The organism is Knoellia sp. B-D-2 (assembly GCF_057714695.1).
Map to the genome: position 1 here is coordinate 3228865 of NZ_CM173189.1, position 20100 is coordinate 3248964.

Here is a 20100-nt window from a genome sequence, read left to right on the forward strand (position 1 = left end):
GCCATCGACGTCCGCGCCCGATGCCCCTCCTGTGCCCGGATTCCCTGCCGGCCCTGACCCTCCCCGAGGACGGTGACCTGACGTGTCCCCGACGCGATTCTCCGCCCACCCGGCCGACACCGGCCTCTACCGCCGCGACCACGAGCACGACGCCTGTGGCGTCGCCATGGTCGCGACGATGCGCGGGACGGCCGGCCACGACATCGTCGACCACGCGCTCACCGCGCTCCGCAACCTCGACCACCGCGGTGCCACCGGCGCCGACCCGCTCGTCGGTGACGGCGCGGGCATCCTCACCCAGGTCCCGGACGCCTTCTTCCGAGCGGTGCTCGACGTGGAGCTCCCCCCGGCGGGGTCGTATGCCGCGGGCATGGTCTACCTGCCCACGGACGAGTCCGCGCGGGCCGACGTCGAGGACACCATCGAGCAGATCGCCGCGGAGGAGGGGCTCGAGGTCCTCGCCTGGCGCGACGTCCCCGTCACCCCCGAGCTCGTCGGGGCCATGGCCCGGGCCTGCATGCCGTTCTTCCGTCAGGTGTTCGTCGCGGCTCCCGGGCGGGACGTGCGCGACATCGAGCTCGACCGGCTCGCGTTCTGCCTGCGCAAGCGCGCCGAGCGACAGGTCGAGGTCTACTTCCCCTCCCTGTCGGCGCGCACGATGGTCTACAAGGGCATGCTCACCACCGGTCAGCTCGAACCCTTCTTCCCGGACCTGTCCGACGAGCGCTTCGCCACCGAGCTCGCGCTCGTGCACTCGCGCTTCTCGACCAACACCTTCCCGAGCTGGCCGCTGGCCCACCCGTACCGGCTCATGGCCCACAACGGCGAGATCAACACCGTCAAGGGCAACCGCAACTGGATGCGGGCCCGCGAGAGCCAGCTCGTCTCCGACGTCATCGGCGGCGACCTCGACCGCCTCTTCCCGACGTGCTCGCCGGACGCGTCGGACTCGGCGAGCTTCGACGAGGTCCTCGAGCTGATCCACCTCGGTGGCCGCTCGCTCCCGCACGCCGTGCTCATGATGATCCCGGAGGCGTGGGAGAACCACGCCGAGATGGACCCCGCCCGGCGCGCGTTCTACGAGTTCCACTCGACCTTCATGGAGCCGTGGGACGGACCCGCCTGCGTGGCGTTCACCGACGGCACGCTCATCGGCGCCGTCCTCGACCGCAACGGCCTGCGCCCGGGCCGCTACTGGGTCACCGACGACGGGCTCGTCGTGCTCGCCTCCGAGGCCGGCGTCCTCGACCTCCCGGCCGACAAGGTCGTCAAGCGCGGCCGGCTGCAGCCGGGCCGGATGTTCCTCATCGACACCGCCGCGGGGCGCATCATCAGCGACGACGAGGTCAAGTCGGAGCTGGCCGCCGAGCACCCCTATGCCGAGTGGCTCCACGCCGGGATGCTCAGCCTCGACGACCTGCCCGACCGCGAGCACATCATCCACACCGCCGCGTCCGTGGCCCGTCGCCAGCGCACCTTCGGCTACACCGAGGAGGAGCTCAAGATCCTTCTCGCGCCGATGGCCCGCACCGGTGGCGAGGCCCTCGGCTCCATGGGGACCGACTCGCCGGTGGCGGTGCTCTCCGACAAGCCGCGCCTGCTCTTCGACTACTTCACCCAGCTCTTCGCGCAGGTGACGAACCCGCCGCTGGACGCCATCCGCGAGGAGCTCGTCACCTCGCTCGGCACGGTCATCGGTCCCGAGGCCAACATGCTCGAGGCGACCCCGGCCCACGCTCGCCAGGTCATCCTGCCCTTCCCGGTCATCGACAACGACGCGCTGGCCAAGATCGTCCACATCAACGCGGACGGCGACCTGCCGGGCTACGCCACCCACGTCGTGCGGGGCACCTACGTCGTCCAGGACGGCGAGGCCGCCCTGCGCGCCCGGCTCGCGGAGATCTGCGCCGAGGTGAGCGAGGCCATCGCCCGCGGTGCCCGGTTCGTCGTCCTCTCCGACCGCGACTCCGACCGCGACTACGCCCCGATCCCGTCGCTGCTCCTCACGTCGACGGTGCACCACCACCTCATCCGCGAGAAGACCCGCAACCTGGTCGGCCTGCTCGTCGAGGCCGGTGACGTCCGCGAGGTGCACCACGTCGCGCTGCTCGTCGGCTACGGCGCCGCGGCCATCAACCCCTACCTCGCCATGGAGACCGTCGAGGACATGGTGCGCACCGGCGCCATCACCGGCGTCACGGCGGAGCAGGCGGTGAGGAACCTCATCAAGGCGCTCGGCAAGGGCATCCTCAAGGTGATGTCCAAGATGGGCATCTCCACCGTCGCGTCCTACCGCGGCGCCCAGGTGTTCGAGGCGCTCGGCCTGTCCCAGGAGCTCGTCGACGAGTACTTCACCGGCACCGTCTCCCAGCTCGGGGGGATCGGGCTCGACGTCGTCGCCGCGGAGACCGCGGCCCGCCACGACTCGGCCTACCCGCGGGACGGCGTGATCCTCTCGCACCGCAAGCTGCGCGTCGGTGGCGAGTACCAGTGGCGCCGCGAGGGCGAGCCGCACCTCTTCGACCCGGACACCGTCTTCCGGCTCCAGCACGCGACGCGGGAGCGGCGCTACGACATCTTCAAGCAGTACACCGCCCGCATCGACGACCAGTCCGAGCGGCTCATGACGCTGCGTGGGCTGTTCGAGCTCGGCGGCTCGGCCGGCCGCGAGCCCATCTCGATTGACGAGGTGGAGCCGGTGAGCGAGATCGTCAAGCGCTTCAACACCGGGGCGATGAGCTACGGCTCGATCAGCAAGGAGGCGCACGAGACCCTCGCGGTGGCGATGAACCGCCTCGGCGGACGCTCCAACACCGGCGAGGGCGGCGAGGACCTCGAGCGGCTCCTCGACCCCGAGCGCCGGTCGGCCATCAAGCAGGTCGCGTCGGGTCGCTTCGGCGTCACGTCGGTCTACCTCACGAACGCCGACGACATCCAGATCAAGATGGCGCAGGGTGCCAAGCCCGGCGAGGGCGGCCAGCTGCCCGGCCCCAAGGTCTACCCCTGGATCGCCCGGACCCGCCACAGCACCCCGGGCGTCGGCCTGATCAGCCCGCCCCCGCACCACGACATCTACTCGATCGAGGACCTGGCCCAGCTCATCCACGACCTCAAGAACGCGAACCCCCAGGCGCGGATCCACGTCAAGCTCGTGTCCGAGATCGGCGTGGGCACGGTCGCAGCCGGTGTCTCCAAGGCGCACGCCGACGTCGTGCTCATCTCCGGCCACGACGGCGGCACGGGCGCCTCCCCGCTCACCTCGCTCAAGCACGCGGGTGGCCCGTGGGAGCTCGGCCTCGCCGAGACGCAGCAGACGCTCGTCCTCAACGGGCTGCGCGACCGGATCGTCGTGCAGGTGGACGGCCAGATCAAGACCGGCCGCGACGTCGTCATCGCGGCGCTGCTCGGCGCCGAGGAGTTCGGCTTCGCCACCGCCCCGCTCGTCGTGAGCGGCTGCATCCTCATGCGGGTCTGCCACCTCGACACGTGTCCGGTCGGCATCGCCACCCAGAACCCGGAGCTGCGCGCCCGCTACACCGGGCAGCCGGAGTTCGTCGAGACCTTCTTCGAGTACATCGCCGAGGAGGTGCGCGAGCACCTCGCCTCGCTCGGGTTCCGGACCGTCGAGGAGGCCATCGGCCAGATCGGCGCCCTCGACGTCGGGAAGGCCGTCGCGCACTGGAAGGCGTCGGGGCTCGACCTCGCGCCGATCCTCGCCGAGGTGGACAGCCCCGACGGCTCCGCGAAGCGGCACACGATCAGCCAGGACCACGGCCTCGAGAAGGCCCTGGACCACGAGCTCATCGCGCTCGCCCGCGAGGCCATCGACGACGGCGTCCGGGTCACCGGCGAGTTCGCCGTCCGCAACGTCAACCGCACCGTCGGCACCATGCTCGGCCACGAGGTCACCCGCGTCCACGCGAGCGGGCTGCCCGACGGCACCATCGACCTCACGCTGCGCGGCTCAGCGGGGCAGAGCTTCGGCGCCTTCGTCCCCCGGGGCGTGACGCTGCGTCTCGTCGGCGACGCCAACGACTACGTCGGCAAGGGCCTGTCCGGTGGGCGCATCGTCGTCGCGCCCGACCCGGCGTCCCCGCTCACCGCCGAGGACAACGTCATCGCCGGCAACGTCATCGGCTACGGCGCGACCTCGGGCGAGATCTTCCTGCGCGGCCGGGTCGGCGAGCGCTTCTGCGTGCGCAACTCCGGCATCACCGCGGTCGTCGAGGGCGTGGGCGACCACGGCCTCGAGTACATGACCGGTGGCATCGTCGTCATCCTCGGGTCGACCGGGCGCAACGTGGCGGCCGGCATGTCCGGGGGAGTGGCCTACGTCCTCGACCTCGACGAGTCCCGCGTCAACCGTGAGCTCGTCGACGTCTCGGCGCTCCGGGCGAGCGACGTCGACGTCGTCCGCGGCCTGCTCGAGCGCCACCGTCAGCACACGGGGTCCCCCGTCGCCGCACGGCTGCTCGAGAGCTGGGAGTCGGCCCGCGGGCGCTTCTCGCTCATCCTTCCCCGCGACTACCAGCGAGTCCTCGACGTGCGTGCCGCCGCCGAGGCCGAGGGTCTCGACCTCGAGGGCACCGAGGTCTGGGACCGGATCATGGAGGCTTCCCGTGGCTGACCCCCAAGGCTTTCTCAAGACGCGCGAGCGCGAGCTTCCCGCCCGTCGGCCCGTGCCGGTCCGGATCAGGGACTGGCGCGAGGTCTACGAGGAGCAGGAGCTCGGGCAGCTGCAGCGCCAAGCAGGCCGCTGCATGGACTGCGGCATCCCGTTCTGCCACAGCGGCTGTCCGCTCGGCAACCTCATCCCGGAGTGGAACGACCTCGCCTGGAAGGGTGACTGGCGCTCGGCGATCGAGCGGCTGCACGCCACGAACAACTTCCCGGAGTTCACCGGCCGCCTCTGCCCGGCTCCGTGCGAGACCGCCTGCGTCCTCGGGATCAACCAGCCCGCGGTGACGATCAAGCAGGTCGAGGTCACGACCATCGAGAAGGCCTTCGCCGACGGTGGGGTCGCCCCCCGCCCGCCGGAGCGCCTCTCCGGCAAGACCGTCGCGGTCGTCGGCTCCGGCCCGGCCGGCCTCGCCGCCGCCCAGCAGCTGACCCGCGCGGGTCACACGGTCGCCGTCTACGAGCGGGCCGACCGACCCGGTGGGCTGCTGCGCTACGGCATCCCCGAGTTCAAGATGGAGAAGTCCGTCCTCGACCGCCGCCTCCAGCAGATGCAGGCCGAGGGGACGCGCTTCCGGAGCTCGGTCGACGTCGGCAACGACGTCACCTGGGACCAGCTGCGCGCCCGCTACGACGCGGTCGTCATCGCCATGGGCGCCACCGTGCCCCGCGACCTCGACGTCCCCGGCCGCCGGGTCGAGGGCGTCCTCCAGGCGATGGACTTCCTGCCGCCCGCCAACCGCGTGGCGCTCGGTGAGAGCGTCGAGGGCCAGGTGAGCGCCGAGGGCAGGGACGTCATCGTCATCGGTGGCGGCGACACCGGCGCCGACTGCATCGGCACCTCGCACCGCCAGGGAGCGAGGTCGGTCACGAGCCTCGAGATCATGCCTCAGCCGGGGGAGGACCGGGTCGAGGGCCAGCCGTGGCCGACCTACCCGATGCTCTTCCGCGTCGCGTCCGCGCACGAGGAGGGCGGCGAGCGGCTGTACGCCGTGAGCACCCAGGAGATCCTGTCCGACGAGAACGGGCACGTGAGCGGCCTGCGCCTGCACGAGGTGCAGCGCGGCGAGAACGGTTTCGAGCCGGTCAGGGGGACCGAGCGGGTCCTCCCGACCCAGCTCGTGCTCCTCGCCATGGGCTTCCTCGGGCCGCAGTCGGACTCGCTCGTCGCCCAGCTCGGCGTCGAGCTCGACGAGCGGTCCAACGTGCGCCGAGGCTCCGACTACATGTCGACAGTCCCCGGGATCTTCGTGGCCGGCGACGCCGGTCGCGGCCAGTCCCTCATCGTCTGGGCCATCGCCGAGGGACGCGCCGCGGCGCACCACGTCGACGCGTGGCTCTCGGGCAAGCCCTCACGGCTGCCGCGGCCGGTCAACCCGACCGACCGTCCTCTCACGGTGTGACCCGGGTCACCGCGTAACCGTTTGCATCGTTAGGCTTCAGGCATGCGTCGCGCCAAGATCGTCTGCACCCTCGGCCCCGCCACCTCCAGCCCCGAGCAGCTCCGCGAGCTGGTCGACGCGGGCATGGACGTGGCCCGGTTCAACCTCTCCCACGGAGATCTCGTCGACCACGCGCGCGTCTACATGGACGTGCGGCGGGCCAGCGACGAGACCGGCCATGCCGTCGGCATCCTCGCGGACCTCCAGGGCCCCAAGATCCGCACCGGGCGCTTCCGCGACGGCTCGGTCATGCTCGACAACGGGGCCCGGTTCACCATCACCAACCGCGACATCGAGGGCACCGTCGACGCCGTCGGCACGACGTACGCCGGCCTGCCGTCCGACGTCTCGACCGGCGACACGATCCTCATCGACGACGGCAAGCTGGCGCTCACCGTGCTCGAGTCCGACGGCACCGACATCCTCTGCGAGGTCGTCGAGGGCGGCGTGCTGAGCAACAACAAGGGCATCAACGTGCCCGGGGCCGCGATGAGCGTTCCTGCCCTGTCCGAGAAGGACGAGGACGACCTCCGCTGGGCGCTCGACATGAAGGTCGACATGATCGCGCTCTCGTTCGTGCGCAGCGCCGCCGACATCGTTCCCGTGCACAAGATCATGGACGAGAAGGGGTACCGCATCCCCGTCATCGCCAAGATCGAGAAGCCCCAGGCCGTCGACAACCTCGACGAGATCGTCCGGGCCTTCGACGGGCTCATGGTCGCCCGCGGCGACCTCGGCGTCGAGATGCCGCTCGAGACGGTGCCGCTCGTGCAGAAGCGGGCCTGCGAGCTCGGCCGGCGCCAGGCCAAGCCGGTCATCGTCGCGACCCAGGTCCTCGAGTCGATGATCACCAACAGCCGTCCGACGCGCGCCGAGGCGTCGGACGCGGCCAACGCCGTCCTCGACGGCGCGGACGCGCTCATGCTCTCCGGTGAGACGAGCGTCGGGGCGCACCCGATCGAGGCCGTGCGCACCATGGCCCGGATCATCGAGAACACCGAGGAGCACGGTCTCGGCCGGATCCTCCCGCTCGAGAACAAGCCCCGCACCAAGGGCGGCGCGGTGACCGCGGCCGCCGCCGAGATCGGCGAGCTGCTGGGGTGCAAGTTCCTCATCACCTTCACCGTCGGCGGCGACTCCTCCCGGCGGCTGGCGCGGGTCCGGCCGCGCATCCCCATGCTCGCCTTCACGCCCTTCCAGTGGACCCGGTCCCAGCTGGCCCTGACGTGGGGTGTCGAGACCTTCCTCACCGCCGAGCCGCGGCACACCGACGACTACGCGATCCAGGTCGACGACGAGCTCCTCGCGTGCGGCCGGGCCGAGGAGGGCGACGTCGTCGTCATCGTCGCCGGCTCTCCCCCCGGGATCCCCGGGTCGACGAACGCCCTGCGCGTGCACCGCATCGGCGACGCGAAGAACAAGGTTGCACCGGCCTACGCCGAAGTCGAGAACGACGCCTGACCCAATCGCGTCCTGCGTTGGAGGAGAGGCTCCGCCAACGGCTCAGCCCTCTTCGCCCGTCGACCAGTGCACGAGCAGGCTGCGGCCCGGGGCCAGCACGGTCGCACCGGCTCTCGCGAGCGGCGTGGACGCGGGCGCGGACCCTGGGAGCGAGGTGTCCAGCTCCAGGCGCCACAGGCGCGACGGACCACCGGCTGGTGACGTGTCGGGGATACGGAAATCCACGGGATCCGCCTCCCCGTTGACCAGGACGAGCAGGTCCCGGTCGAGCAGGGGCTCCCCCCAGCGGTCGTGGTCGGGGGCCACGGACCCGTCCACGAAGACCGCCACGCTGTGCCGCGCCGGGTCCTGCCACATCGCTGGAGTCATCGCCTGGCCGTCCGGTGCGAACCACACGGAGTACCCGGGGTCGGCCAGATACCGGCGCCGGCGCAGCACGGGGTGCTCCCGGCGCATCGCGACCACGCGCCGGACGAAGGCCAGCAAGTCCTCATCCACGTGCTGCCAGTCGAACCAGGAGATCTCGTTGTCCTGGCAGTAGGCGTTGTTGTTCCCCCGCTGCGTCCGACCGAGCTCGTCGCCGCCGAGCAGCATCGGGACCCCGCGGGACAGGAACAGCGTCATGAGCATTGCGCGCACGTCCCGGTTTCTGGCGGACGTCACCACCGGGTCCTCGGTGGGCCCCTCGACACCGTGGTTCCACGAGATGTTGTCGTTCGTCCCGTCGCGGTTCCCCTCTCCGTTGGCGTCGTTGTGCTTGGAGGCGAAGGAGACGAGGTCGTGAAGAGTGAAGCCGTCGTGACAGGTCACGTAGTTGATCGAGGCGTGCGGGCGCCGCCGGGTCGGTCCGTAGATGTCGGACGACCCGGCGACCCTGGTGGCCAGCTCCGGGAGCGTCCCGGGACGTCCAGCCCAGAACCCCCGGATCGTGTCGCGATAGCGACCGTTCCACTCGGACCAGGTGTCCGGGAACGCCCCCACGCTGTAGCTGTCCCACTGCCCGACGTCCCACGGTTCGGCAATGAGTTTCACCCGGCTGATCACGGGGTCCTGGTCGATGAGGGCGAAGAAGGACGAGAGGCGTTCGAACCCGCCGTCCTCGCGCGCCAGTGCCGTGGCCAGATCGAACCGGAACCCATCGACGTGCATCTCGGTCACCCAGTACCGCAGTGAGTCCATGATCAGCCGCAGGCAGGTGTGGTCATCGACGTTGTAGGAGTTGCCCGTGCCTGTCGTGTCGAGGTACCGCGACGGGTCGACCGGATCCACCCGGTAGTAGGCATGGTTGTCGATCCCGCGGAAGCACAGGGTCGGCCCGAGCTGGTCACCCTCGGCCGTGTGGTTGTAGACCACGTCGAGGATCACCTCGATCCCCGCGGCGTGCAGGGCCGCCACCATCTGTTGGAACTCCCGCACCTGGCCACCGACCCACCCCGCCTGGGATGCCGCCGAGTACTCCTCGTGCGGGGCGAAGAAGCCGATCGTGTTGTAGCCCCAGTAGTTGGACAGCCCGGAATGCGCCTGGGCGCTGGCGGTGATGAACTCATGGACGGGCAGCAGCTCCACGGCCGTCACCCCGAGCGACGTCAGGTGCTCCACGGCGGCGGGATGGGCCATGCCGGCGTAGGTGCCGCGCAGTTCCGGGGGCACACCCGGGTGGGTGGCCGTGAACCCCTTCACGTGCACCTCGTAGATGACGGAGTCCGCGTAGCTCGTTCGAGGAACCACGTCACCGGCCCAGTCGAAGGTCGGGTCCACGACGAGGGACTTCGGCACGAGGGCCGCGGAGTCCATGGCGGAGATCGTGTCCGGTGCGTTCCAGTCGTAGTCGAAGACCTCGGGGCCCCAGCGGACCGTGCCGTCGAAGGCCCGGGCGTAGGGGTCCAGGAGCAGCTTCGCGGCGTTGCACCGCAGCCCACGGCTGGGGTCGTAGGCGCCGTGCACCCGATACCCGTACCGCTGCCCGACACCGACTCCCGGCAGGTAGCCGTGCCAGACGCCGCTGTCGTACTCCCGCAGCGTCACCTGGTCCTCGTGGCCCGCCTCGTCGAACAGACACAGGACGACCTTCTGCGCGACCTGTGAGGCCAGGGCAAAGTTGGTGCCTTCAGCATCGGGCGTCGCCCCGAGGGGGAAGTGCCGTCCGGGCCACACACGGCGGTGCATGCGCTCAGGCTCGCACCGGCCCGGCCGGGACGACAGGGCCGAACGTCACGCGCTGGCGCGACCGACCCGCCCCGGTCGGTGCCTGGTGCAGGCTGCGGGTATCCTGCTTCCGGACCGCAGGGGCCACGTCGCACGACTCGGAAGGTCGTGGATGTTCGTCCGTCCATGCAGGTCAGCGCCCTCGCCGGGGTGGTGGAATGGCAGACACGGAGCACTCAAAATGCTCTGCCCGCAAGGGCGTGCGGGTTCAAGTCCCGCCCTCGGCACCACGTCATCCTCCGTCCCCTAGGCTGAACCCGTGACTGAGACGACAGCCGGGACCTCGACCGCCAAGCGGATCCTCGTCGCCGAGGACGAGGCGATCATCCGGCTCGATCTCGCCGAGATGCTGGGGGAGGCCGGGTACGACGTCGTCGCCCAGGCCAGCAACGGGGAGCAGGCGGTGCAGCTCGCGATCGAGCTGCGTCCCGACCTCGTCGTCATGGACGTCAAGATGCCCGTCCTCGACGGCATCTCCGCGGCCGAGCAGATCGGCAAGGAGCGGATCTGCCCCGTCGTCATGCTCACGGCCTTCAGCCAGACCGAGCTCGTGGAGCGGGCGCGCGACGCCGGCGTCATGGCCTACATCGTCAAGCCGTTCACGGCGACCGACGTCGTGCCGGCCATCGACATCGCCCTGTCGCGCTGGGGCGAGCTCAAGGAGCTCGAGTCCGAGGTGGCCGACCTCGGCGAGCGGCTCGAGACGCGCAAGGCGGTCGACCGCGCCAAGGGTGTGCTCATGACCAAGCTCAAGATCACCGAGTCCGAGGCGTTCCGGTGGATCCAGAAGACGGCCATGGACCGTCGCATGGGGATGAAAGAGGTCGCCGACGCGGTCGTCGCGGGCATGGAGAAGGCCTGACCGCCCTCCGGCCCTGAACCCGTATGCCGTGTCGCGGCATCCGGGGACCGCTCACCTCAGCGTGATGACGAGCTGGGTGAGCAGGGGCGCCACGACGAGGGCCGGGAGCATGTCGGCGACCGGCACGTCCTTGATCCGGAGCAGCCGCAGGCCGATGCCGGCCAGCAGGAGGCCACCGGTGGCCGTGAGGGCGAGGATGTGCGCCTCGGGCAGCACTGAGCCCAGCAGTACACCGACGACCGTCAGGGTGCCCTGGACGACCGCGACCGAGACGGCGGACAGCAGCACCCCGACGCCGAAGGTCGAGGCGAAGGCCAGCGCGGCGAAGCCGTCGAGCACCGACTTGAGCAGGAGCTGGTCGATGCCCCGACCGAGCCCGTCGGAGAGCGAGCCGAGGATCGTCAGCGGCCCGACGCAGAAGAGCAGGGAGGCACCGAGCCAGCCCTCGATGAACTTCTCGCGTGCCGTGGTGCCCACGGTCGCCCGCGCGGTGGCGCCGTCCTGCGGCGCGGCGACGTCGGCGGCGTCGTCGGTGTCGGCGAGGGCGGGGGAGCGCCGGGCGAACCACGCCTCGACGTTGCCGGCGAGGGCCTCGAGACGGTCGCCGATGCGCAGCAGCGAACCGGTGATGCCGCCGACGAGCAGCGAGCCGAGGACGATGAGGACCGGGGCGCCGCTGCCCGTCGCGTCGGACAGTGCGCGGTCGGTGACGCTCACGACCGACAGCCCGGCCATGAGCAGGGTGGTGAGGCCGAGGCAGTCCGTGACGACCGAGCGCGTGCGGTGGGGGAAGCGGTGGCCGATCGCCATCCCGAGGAGCGCCCCGACGACGACGGTCGCGATGTTGATGACGGTGCCGAGACCGGGGAAGGAGGCGTCCACGACCGTGACTCTACGATTGGTTGACGATTCTTTTTTCAACGGCTTCCGGTGGAGGCTACCGAGACGTAAGGTTGATCGTTCAAGCCAGGGGCGATCGAGACAGGAGATTCCGTGGTCCGCAGTGTGGTCGAGGTGACCCCGGTCGGTCAGCAGGACGTCGGAGATCTCGCGGCGATGTGGCTGGCTTCACGCGTGGACTCGGGCGTCACGCCCGAGGCCGCGGCCCGGTTCGCCAGTGAGGGCCGGCTCGAGCTCGCCCTGTCCCGCCCGGATGTGCACGCTCACGTCGCCCGGCTCGACGGACGCGCCGTCGGCTACGTCGTCACGTCCGAGAACCCGTTCGGCCTGAGCCCGGAGCCCGAGGTCGCCGTCGAGCAGCTCTACGTCGACCCCTCGGCCCGCCGGCACGGGGTGGCGCGCTCGCTCCTCTGCGCCGTCGTCGGCCTCGCGGAGCGCGCCGGCTCCGACGTCATCGTCAGCAACGTGCCGACGCAGAGCCGTGAGGCCCACCGCTTCTTCGCCCGGCTGGGGTTCTCGTCCGTGCTCGTGCGCCGGGTCGTCGGCACCACCCAGCTGCGTCGTCGCCTGGCGCCGCAGGGGGGCGCGCACTCGGCGGTGGACCAGCTGATCCGGCGTCGCCGGTCGCTGCGCACGCTCGCCTCGCGCGCCAGCTGACCGTCTCGGGTCGGCTCCTCAGGCGCCGGGGGGCGCCTGCCGCACGAGACAGGTGATGCGTGACGTGCAGACCAGACGGTCGTCCTCGTCGGTGACGACGATCTGCCACGAGCACAACGTGTTGCCCAACGACAGAGGCGTCGCGACGCCGGTGACCCGCCCCGACCGTGCCGCGCGGTGGTGGGTGGCGTTGATGTCGGTGCCGACGACGATCTGGTCGGGGCCTGCGTGCAGCGCCGACCCGATTGATCCGAGCGTCTCGGCCAGGACGACGGACGCGCCTCCGTGGAGCAGCCCGTAGGGCTGGGTGTTGCCCTCGACGGGCATCGTGGCGACAAGACGCTCCGGGCTCGCCTCCGTGACCTCGATGCCCATGCGGTGCAGGAGCGAGTTCGGGTTCATTGCCGCCATCGCGCGGACGAGGCTCATGTGGTCCTGGGGAGCGCTGCTCATGTGGTCGCCTTCTCTGCTGTCGGGGCCTGGCCATAGGCTGCCATGCGTGAGTCGCCTCCTTCTCCTCGACGGTCATTCCCTCGCCTACCGCGCGTTCTTCGCGCTGCCGGTGGAGAACTTCTCGACGAGCACCGGTCAGCACACCAACGGCGTCTACGGATTCACGTCGATGCTCATCAACGTGCTGCGTGACGAGGCGCCCACGCACGTCGCCGTCGCCTTCGACGTCTCCCGCCAGACGTTCCGTGCCGCGGAGTACGCCGACTACAAGGCGACCCGCTCCGCCACCCCGAGCGAGTTCCAGGGCCAGGTCGCGCTCGTGCGCGAGGTCCTCGACGCGCTGCGGATCCGCCACGTGCAGGTCGACGGCTTCGAGGCCGACGACGTCATCGCCACGCTCACCGCGATGGCCGAGGCCGAGGGCATGGACGTCGTCATCTGCACCGGCGACCGCGACGCCTTCCAGCTCGTCACCGACAAGGTGTCCCTCCTCTACCCGGTGCGGGGGGTCTCCGAGGTCTGGCGCATGGACCCGAAGGCCGTCGAGGAGAAGTACCTCGTCACGCCCGAGCGCTACAGCGACCTCGCCGCGCTCGTCGGCGAGACCAGCGACAACCTGCCCGGCGTGCCCGGCGTCGGTCCCAAGACGGCGGCGAAGTGGCTCACCCAGTACGGCGACCTCGCCGGTGTCGTCGCGCACGCCGACGAGATCAAGGGCAAGGCGGGGGAGTCCCTGCGCGAGCACCTCTCCGACGTGCTGCGCAACCGGCGGCTCAACCACCTCGTTCGCGACCTCAGCCTCGACGTGACGATCGCCGACCTGGAGCGCTCGACCTGGGACCGCGAGGAGGTGCACAAGGTGTTCGACGGCCTCGAGTTCCGAGTGCTGCGCGAGCGGCTCTTCGAGACCTTCGACGCCGCGCCCGACGAGGCCGAGGGCGGCTTCGACCTTGACGCCTCCGTCCTGGCCTCCGACGAGGTGGGCCCGTGGCTCGACGAGCACGCGACGGCCGAGCCGACCGGGGTCCACGTCGTCGGGACCTGGGGACGTGGGACGGGGGACGTCTCCGCGGTGGGGCTCGCGTCGGCAGGCGACGCGGCGGCATACATCGACGTCCTCGAGCTCGACGAGACCGGGGAGAAGGCGCTCGCCGACTGGCTGGGCGACGCGTCCCGGCCCAAGGTCCTCCACGACGCCAAGGGCCAGATGCACGCCCTTCGGGCCCGCGGCCTGCCGGTCGCCGGCGTGACGATGGACACGGCGCTCGCCGCCTACCTCGTCAAGCCCGACCAGCGCAGCTTCGACCTCGCCGACCTCGTCGTGCGCCACCTCGGCCGGGAGCTCAAGGCGCAGGAGCAGGCCGGCGGCCAGGGGATGCTCGACATGTCCTTCGATGGCACCGACGACCAGGTCGTCGGCCAGGACGCCATGGTGCGGGCACGAGCGGTGCTCGACCTGTCCGGGCCCTTGGGGGAGCAGCTCGAGGCGACCGGCGGCACCGGGCTGCTGCGCGACATCGAGCTGCCGCTCGTCGAGATCCTCGCCGCGATGGAGCGCACCGGCATCGCCGTCGACACCGACGCGCTCAGCGCGCTCGAGGCCGACTTCGACGCCAAGGTCCGCGGTGCGCAGCAGGACGCTTGGGACGCCATCGGCGGTGAGTCGATCAACCTCGGCTCGCCCAAGCAGCTGCAGACCGTGCTCTTCGAGACGCTCGGCCTGCCCAAGACGCGGCGGACCAAGACCGGCTACACCACCGACGCCGACGCGCTCACCGACCTCTACGCCAAGACCGAGCACCCGTTCCTCGAGGCGCTGCTGCGCCACCGTGACGCCATGCGGCTGCGGGTCACCGTCGAGGGCCTCATCAAGTCCGTCGCCGAGGACCAGCGCATCCACACCACCTACATCCAGACGATCGCGGCGACGGGCCGGCTCAGCTCCACCGACCCCAACCTGCAGAACGTCCCCATCCGCACCGAGGAGGGCCGGCGCATCCGCGGGGTGTTCATCGTGGGCAGCGCGGACGGCGTGCCGTTCGAGTCGTTGCTCTCGGCGGACTACAGCCAGATCGAGATGCGGATCATGGCGCACCTCTCCGGTGACGAGGGGCTCATCGAGGCCTTCCGCACCGGGGAGGACCTCCACCGCTTCGTCGGCGCAAGGGTCTTCTCGGTCGCGCCGGCCGACGTCACCGCCGAGATGCGCAGCAAGGTCAAGGCGATGAGCTACGGCCTCGCCTACGGGCTGTCCGCGTTCGGCCTGTCCAAGCAGCTCACCATCTCGACGGGCGAGGCGCAGGGCCTCATGGACGAGTACTTCGCGCGCTTCGGAGGGGTGCGCGACTACCTGCACGAGGTCGTCGCCCAGGCTCGGGGGACCGGCTACACCGAGACGATGCTCGGTCGGCGCCGCTACCTCCCCGACCTCACGAGCAGCAACCGGCAGCGCCGCGAGATGGCCGAGCGGATGGCGCTCAACGCCCCGATCCAGGGCTCCGCCGCCGACATCATCAAGCTCGCGATGATCGGGGTCGACCGTGCCCTGCGCGAGTCCGGCGCGGCGTCACGGATGCTCCTCCAGGTCCACGACGAGCTCGTGCTCGAGGTGGCCGCGGGGGAGCGCGCCGACGTCGAGGCGCTGGTGCGCACCGAGATGGGCCGGGCGGTCGAGCTCGACGTGCCGCTTGACGTCAGCGTGGGCCACGGGCGCAGCTGGCACGACGCGGCGCACTGACCGTGGGGCCTGCGCCCGGCGGATGAGGTGGACGCAGGGTTTCGCTCGGGCCATGGTGCTGCACGCCCTTTCGGTCGTAGCCTGCCCTCATCGGCGGGCGTGGTCGGTGGCCCGCCAGCGCCGCGACGGACGGAGTGCCTCATGGGGATCGCCAGAGCCACCAACATCGCGATCGGTGCGCTGACGCTGTTCATGAGCTTCGTCGCGACGTGGAAGCGCTACGGGGTCGAGGGGTCCGTCAGTCCCTCGATCGTCCTCACAGCGGCGATCTGCTCCTTCACGGCGATCACGCTCATCATGTCCCTGCGGCCGGGCGCCCGGTCGGGCACTGGGCAGGGCAACGCCGGGGTGATCTGGCTCGTGCTCCTGCTGCTCACCGCGTCTGCCACGTGGGAGCTCATCCCGGCGGTGAACCGACCCGCCATCGGCGTCAGCCTGGCCCTCGTCGCCGGGCTGGCCATCGGCGCAGCAGTCGGGCCGGGCATCGACCTCGGCTCCGACGGCTCCTCCGGTCAGGTCGTGGGGTCCAGCGTGCTCAGCGAGACCGCTCGTCGGCGCCGGCGCCGCGAGGGACGCTGACCCAGGCGCCCACGGCGGTCACGACGACCGACGCCGCGACGAAGGTGGTCGCGACGTCGGCGACACTCCGGCCGCGCCAGAGAACGACGACGAGGGTGGCCAGCCCCACGGCGGCCCAGACGAGGTAGCCCACGAGGTGGTTGCCGCGGGCCGCAGGCCAGAAGACGAGCACCTGGCGAGCGCCCGGGCACCTCCGCGCCTCGATCCGGGTGATGCGGATGTTGAAGCAACGGGGTGACGGCAACGATGTTGGCGGCGTCGAGGAACCCGGAGGCGTGGCTGACCTGCTCGACCTGCTGGATGATTTTGACGAGGAGGAGGCCGTTGAGTTCCATCGTCGTGCTCGCGGGCGGAAGGGTGACGAACCACTGATGATCGTGCGGGTCGTGATGTGGAGCGACGTGGACGCCGAGTGCTGAGGGAAGGTCACCGTCTGGCTGAGCTTCTTGATCGTCGGCGTGACTTCGGCGTGGCAGATTTGGAATCGCACCTCGGCGCTCGCCATGGCGCATGCACACCTGAGGCTACCTACGAGTAGCCTCAGGTGCAGATCGGTAGACCCCAGCGGGTCGGACTCAGCCCAGTTAGCCCTCAGCAGGCGCCAAGGCGGTCGACCTCACAAGTTCACGACCCGCATGTGGATCGCCACTTCAGCTTGTCCTACCGATGGGCGACCCGCGATAGTCCCGATGAGTTGCCAACCGTCTCCCTCTGGCGATCCTTGCCAAGAGTGTATGACGAGACTCGCCACTATCGGGCGTCGGCCGGCGGACCGCGACTCAGGACGATGCGTCGCCCTGACCTGGGGTTGGGGTGGGCGGGGCACGGCTGCCAGTAGCCGGTTCCCGCCTCGTGGTCGGGAGTCGACGAAGGACGCCTGTGTCTCGCCCGTCGTCGAGGATCTATCCATGACCTCTGCGATACTGCGGCGATGTCGTCCTCACCTGCTCAGGCCTCCTCGCACTCGGCCTTGCGATGACGAGCTTCTCGGACTATTACCGCGACAACGTCACGTGGGTCGGCTCGCTCGATCGGCGGTTGTCCGCCATCAGCGATATCGTTGTGACGCAGCGCCCCTCACGCGTTCTCGACCTTGGGTGTGGCGAAGGAGTGCTGCTGGATGCGTTGGCCTCGCGACTGCCTCCCGAGACGAGGCTGGTCGGCATGGATTTCGTGTCTCCTCCTGAGGGGGCCCGGTGGAGGGCCGTCACGGGTGACATTGCCGGGCCGTTGCCGTTCGCGAACGACAGCTTCGACGTCGTCGTCGCCGGCGAGGTGATCGAGCACGTCGCGCACCCGGATCTCATGCTCACCGAGATCCGCCGGATCCTTGCTCCGAGTGGTCGTCTGGTGCTGTCGACGCCGAACATGGTGGGCTGGGCCAACAGAGTGCTGGTGCCCATGGGGATTCAGCCGCTCTTCACCGAGACGTCCAGCGAGGTGCATCTGGGCCGGCGTTGGCGGGCGCTCGGTCAGGGCAACCAGGTGCAGGGCCACCTCAAGGTGTTTTCGCACCGTGCCTTGCGAGAAATCCTCGAGCGCACCGGCTTCACGGTCCGACGGACCTTGGGCATGCCCGGCGAGTTCCCTTCGCCCGTGGACCGGGTCGATCTTCTCTGTGCTAGGTTCCCGTCGATCGCCTCCGACCTCCTCGTCGTGGCGGAGCCGGCCGACAGGGTTCCGGACTCCCCGCCACCGCGCAGGAAGGACAGCCGTCCTCCGTCCCCGGGCGCATCACGACCTCGACCTTCGGAGGATCATGACTGAGCAAGATGAGGGCACGCGCTCGATCGTGACCCTGTCCGTCGGGGCGCGAGTCGGCGCGACCATCGCGCTGCTGCTCCTCGTCGGTGCGGCGTACTTCCTGTGGTCGCCGATCCAGCTGTACCCGGCCGAAGGCTTCCCGATCATGTGCGGAACCGGGGCACGGCTTCCGGGTGACAACCTCGGGACAGCGGCCTGCGGCCAGATCAACCAGATCCGGCAGTGGCAGGCCGGAAGTCTTGCCGCGGCTGCTCTGGCAGTCGCAGCGGGTTCGATCTACGCCTTTGGGGTGACTCGGCGCGATGAGGAGCTGATCGGCGACGACAGTGATGCCGACGCTCATCACCCGAGCAGCGCGCAGGACTGAACTACGGCACCGAGTCCACCAGCTGCGGGCCGATTCGCGACCACACCAGGGCCGATCCCTCCGGAGTGAGGTGCAGGCCGTCGTCGCGCAGGGTGACGCCGTTCAACTGCTCGGTGAACCCTTCGGAGCACAACGTCTCGTAGAGGTCGATGAACGTGACGTCGGGATGGCTGCTGGCATAGGAGCGGATGGTGTCGTTGAGCCAGCGAAGGCGAGACGGGTCATTGGCGAAGCGGCTCGTCTGGTTGGCTGCGTCCACGCTGACCTTCATGCACAGGACCGTCGTGAGGGCGAATGACGTCGCGTGCCCTGTGACGATGGCTCGCCGTCGGTCGATTTCGCTGTAGAGCCAGTCGCGGTAGGCCGGCGTGCCGACCCTCAGCACAGTCCCGTCGACGCTCCGGTCGTAGAGCTCACCCAGACCGAGCATGAGCACGAACACGTCCGGCGAGTCCTGGGCGACTTCTTGAGTCCATCGTGGCTCCCATTCCACACACGCCGGCAGATTCGGGATGGTGTGACCAGCAACGAACCACTCCGGGAGCAGGGTGCCGCACCCCAGCTGGGTGCTACCACCCACCGACAACCCGTCCACTTGGTTCTTGTAGTTCATGCGCATCCGCCACGACTGGGAGTCCCCGAGGAGGAACGCGCGCACGAGCCGGCCCTGGGCGTCGGGGACCGGGGACGGGCGCTCGCCAGCCAACGTCGGCGCCTCTGCGGCCGGCTGCGCTGCCGCGCTCGCCCACAGGACCACCGCCGCCACCGAGGCGACCGCGGCGGTGACGGCCCGTGCCCACTGGGTCGGGGTGAATCGGCGCTGGAACCGCTGAGCGCGAATCGGCTCCTCGACGAACCGGTAGGAGAGGAACGCGAGCAGGCCGGTGAGGGCGAACCGGACGGCGAGGAGGAGCGGACCGTCCAGTCCGGTTCGTTCGCGGTCGAAGATGACGAAGACGGGCCAGTGCCAGAGGTACAACCCGTAGGACACGACGCCGATCGCGACGAGCGGCCGCAGGGCGAGCACACGCCCGAGCGAGGAGAGCGGTGCCGCGGTCACCGAAGCGATGACGACCGCGGTCAGGACGGCGGTCAGGAGGAAGCCGCCGCGATACATCCACGGTGAGAGCTCGCGCGCCGCCACGACGAGGACGAGCAGCCCGCCGAGCGCCATCCAACCCACCAACCCTGCGCCGGGGAGCGGGACGAGCCGGCCTCTCAGCCGGGTGTAGGTCGAGCGCGAGGGGCGGGTCAGTGCCGGCGAGAGCGCGAGTACGGCGCCGAGGAGGAGCGCGTGGATCCGTGTGTCCGTGCCGTAGTAGACCCGCGACGGGTCGCTGAGCGGGTCGTGCAGGGCGGCCATGAGGCCCGCCGACCCGAGGACACCGACCAGCAACAGGGCCCTCACCGCGCCGAGACCCAGCCGGGCACGACCGAGCAGGAGGACCAGCAGGAGGGGAAAGGCGATGTAGAACTGCTCCTCGATCGCGAGGGACCACGTGTGACGCAGGGGCGAGGGGTCGAGGAACTGCGCGAAGTACGACTGGTCGGTGACCATGAACCACCAGTTGGACACGTAGCCCAACGTCGCCAGTGCGTCTCCGCGTAGCATCGGCTGCTGCTGTGGCATGACGGCGAAGAGCGCGGCAACCGCCAGGAGCACCGCGAGCATCGCGGGGAACAGGCGTCGGGCCCGGCGGAGCCAGAAGGCGCGAAGAGCGATCCGACCGGTCCGTCGCCACTCCTGGACGAGGAGCGAGGTGATGAGGAACCCCGACAGCACGAAGAAGATGTCGACACCGAGGAAACCGCCACGAGTCCACGGGACGCCGCCGTGGTAGAGCATGACGCCGACGACCGCCATGGCGCGCAGACCATCCAGCGCGGGACGATAGCCGAGCTGGGCGCCACGATCGGACGACTGCGTCTCGAGCCCGCGATGGTGCCGGCTCATCCGTGCGTCCCGTCCGGTCGGACGACCGCAGCCGGAGACGTG

At 70.2% G+C, this 20100-nt stretch carries 15 protein-coding genes and 1 tRNA gene; 11 read left to right on the forward strand and 5 right to left on the reverse strand.

Features of this window, described 5'->3' with window-relative positions; genetic code table 11:
* Positions 1–82: 82 nt before the first annotated feature.
* The 3 genes from gltB to pyk are packed head-to-tail and all read left to right on the forward strand — an operon-like array spanning position 83 to position 7580.
* Positions 83–4627 (forward strand): glutamate synthase large subunit, encoded by a 4545-nt coding sequence (gene gltB, locus AC3EU2_RS15330; protein WP_488177149.1) that lies wholly within the window; start codon positions 83–85, stop codon positions 4625–4627.
* A complete protein-coding gene (locus AC3EU2_RS15335; RefSeq protein WP_488177150.1) occupies positions 4620–6080 on the forward strand; it encodes a glutamate synthase subunit beta in 1461 nt (486 codons plus the stop codon). The genes gltB and AC3EU2_RS15335 overlap by 8 nt, the downstream gene beginning before the upstream one ends.
* A gap of 42 nt (positions 6081–6122) precedes the next feature.
* Positions 6123–7580 carry a pyruvate kinase gene (gene pyk / locus AC3EU2_RS15340; RefSeq protein ID WP_488177151.1) on the forward strand — a complete coding sequence of 486 codons (1458 nt, stop codon included), beginning with the start codon at positions 6123–6125 and terminating at the stop codon, positions 7578–7580.
* Positions 7581–7622: 42 nt separating this feature from the next.
* On the opposite strand, the gene glgX is transcribed toward pyk, so the two are convergent.
* Positions 7623–9746, reverse strand: coding sequence for a glycogen debranching protein GlgX (glgX, locus tag AC3EU2_RS15345; RefSeq protein WP_488177152.1), 2124 nt, complete (start codon positions 9744–9746; stop codon positions 7623–7625).
* 183 nt (positions 9747–9929) lie between these two features.
* Here glgX and AC3EU2_RS15350 point away from each other — a divergent pair.
* Both AC3EU2_RS15350 and AC3EU2_RS15355 read left to right on the forward strand, forming a co-directional pair.
* Positions 9930–10015 (forward strand) — tRNA-Leu (locus tag AC3EU2_RS15350).
* A 29-nt stretch (positions 10016–10044) separates the two neighbouring features.
* Entirely contained in the window at positions 10045–10647 is a 603-nt protein-coding gene (locus tag AC3EU2_RS15355) for an ANTAR domain-containing response regulator (protein WP_488177153.1), read from the forward strand.
* Between the two features lie 51 nt (positions 10648–10698).
* On the opposite strand, the gene AC3EU2_RS15360 is transcribed toward AC3EU2_RS15355, so the two are convergent.
* Positions 10699–11457, reverse strand: a complete 759-nt coding sequence (locus tag AC3EU2_RS15360; protein WP_488179499.1) for a DUF554 domain-containing protein — start codon at positions 11455–11457, stop codon at positions 10699–10701.
* A gap of 183 nt (positions 11458–11640) precedes the next feature.
* Here AC3EU2_RS15360 and AC3EU2_RS15365 point away from each other — a divergent pair, with 183 nt between their 5' ends.
* Positions 11641–12204, forward strand: a complete 564-nt coding sequence (locus AC3EU2_RS15365; RefSeq protein WP_488177154.1) for an N-acetyltransferase family protein — start codon at positions 11641–11643, stop codon at positions 12202–12204.
* An 18-nt stretch (positions 12205–12222) separates the two neighbouring features.
* Here the strand turns inward: AC3EU2_RS15365 and AC3EU2_RS15370 are convergent, their stop codons facing one another.
* On the reverse strand, positions 12223–12657 hold the full coding sequence (locus AC3EU2_RS15370) for a hotdog fold thioesterase (RefSeq protein WP_488177155.1): 435 nt from the start codon (positions 12655–12657) through the stop codon (positions 12223–12225).
* Positions 12658–12703: 46 nt separating this feature from the next.
* Here AC3EU2_RS15370 and polA point away from each other — a divergent pair, with 46 nt between their 5' ends.
* Together polA and AC3EU2_RS15380 are read left to right on the forward strand one after the other, a co-directional pair.
* A complete protein-coding gene (gene polA / locus AC3EU2_RS15375; protein WP_488177156.1) occupies positions 12704–15394 on the forward strand; it encodes a DNA polymerase I in 2691 nt (896 codons plus the stop codon).
* 141 nt (positions 15395–15535) lie between these two features.
* A complete protein-coding gene (locus tag AC3EU2_RS15380) occupies positions 15536–15973 on the forward strand; it encodes a hypothetical protein (RefSeq protein WP_488177157.1) in 438 nt (145 codons plus the stop codon).
* On the opposite strand, the gene AC3EU2_RS15385 is transcribed toward AC3EU2_RS15380, so the two are convergent.
* Entirely contained in the window at positions 15930–16217 is a 288-nt protein-coding gene (locus tag AC3EU2_RS15385) for a hypothetical protein (protein WP_488177158.1), read from the reverse strand. The genes AC3EU2_RS15380 and AC3EU2_RS15385 overlap by 44 nt on opposite strands.
* Positions 16218–16248: 31 nt before the next feature.
* On the opposite strand from AC3EU2_RS15385, the gene AC3EU2_RS15390 reads away from it, so the two are divergent.
* The 3 genes from AC3EU2_RS15390 (at position 16249) to AC3EU2_RS15400 (ending at position 18104) form a co-directional block, all read left to right on the forward strand.
* Positions 16249–16392 (forward strand): hypothetical protein, encoded by a 144-nt coding sequence (locus AC3EU2_RS15390; protein ID WP_488177159.1) that lies wholly within the window; start codon positions 16249–16251, stop codon positions 16390–16392.
* A gap of 556 nt (positions 16393–16948) precedes the next feature.
* Complete coding sequence (locus tag AC3EU2_RS15395) at positions 16949–17740, forward strand: class I SAM-dependent methyltransferase (protein ID WP_488177160.1); 792 nt, start codon at positions 16949–16951, stop codon at positions 17738–17740.
* Between the two features lie 25 nt (positions 17741–17765).
* Positions 17766–18104 (forward strand): hypothetical protein, encoded by a 339-nt coding sequence (locus AC3EU2_RS15400; protein WP_488177161.1) that lies wholly within the window; start codon positions 17766–17768, stop codon positions 18102–18104.
* A 1-nt stretch (position 18105) separates the two neighbouring features.
* On the opposite strand, the gene AC3EU2_RS15405 is transcribed toward AC3EU2_RS15400, so the two are convergent.
* Positions 18106–20058 (reverse strand): acyltransferase family protein, encoded by a 1953-nt coding sequence (locus AC3EU2_RS15405; protein WP_488177162.1) that lies wholly within the window; start codon positions 20056–20058, stop codon positions 18106–18108.
* Between the last annotated feature and the right edge of the window lie 42 nt (positions 20059–20100).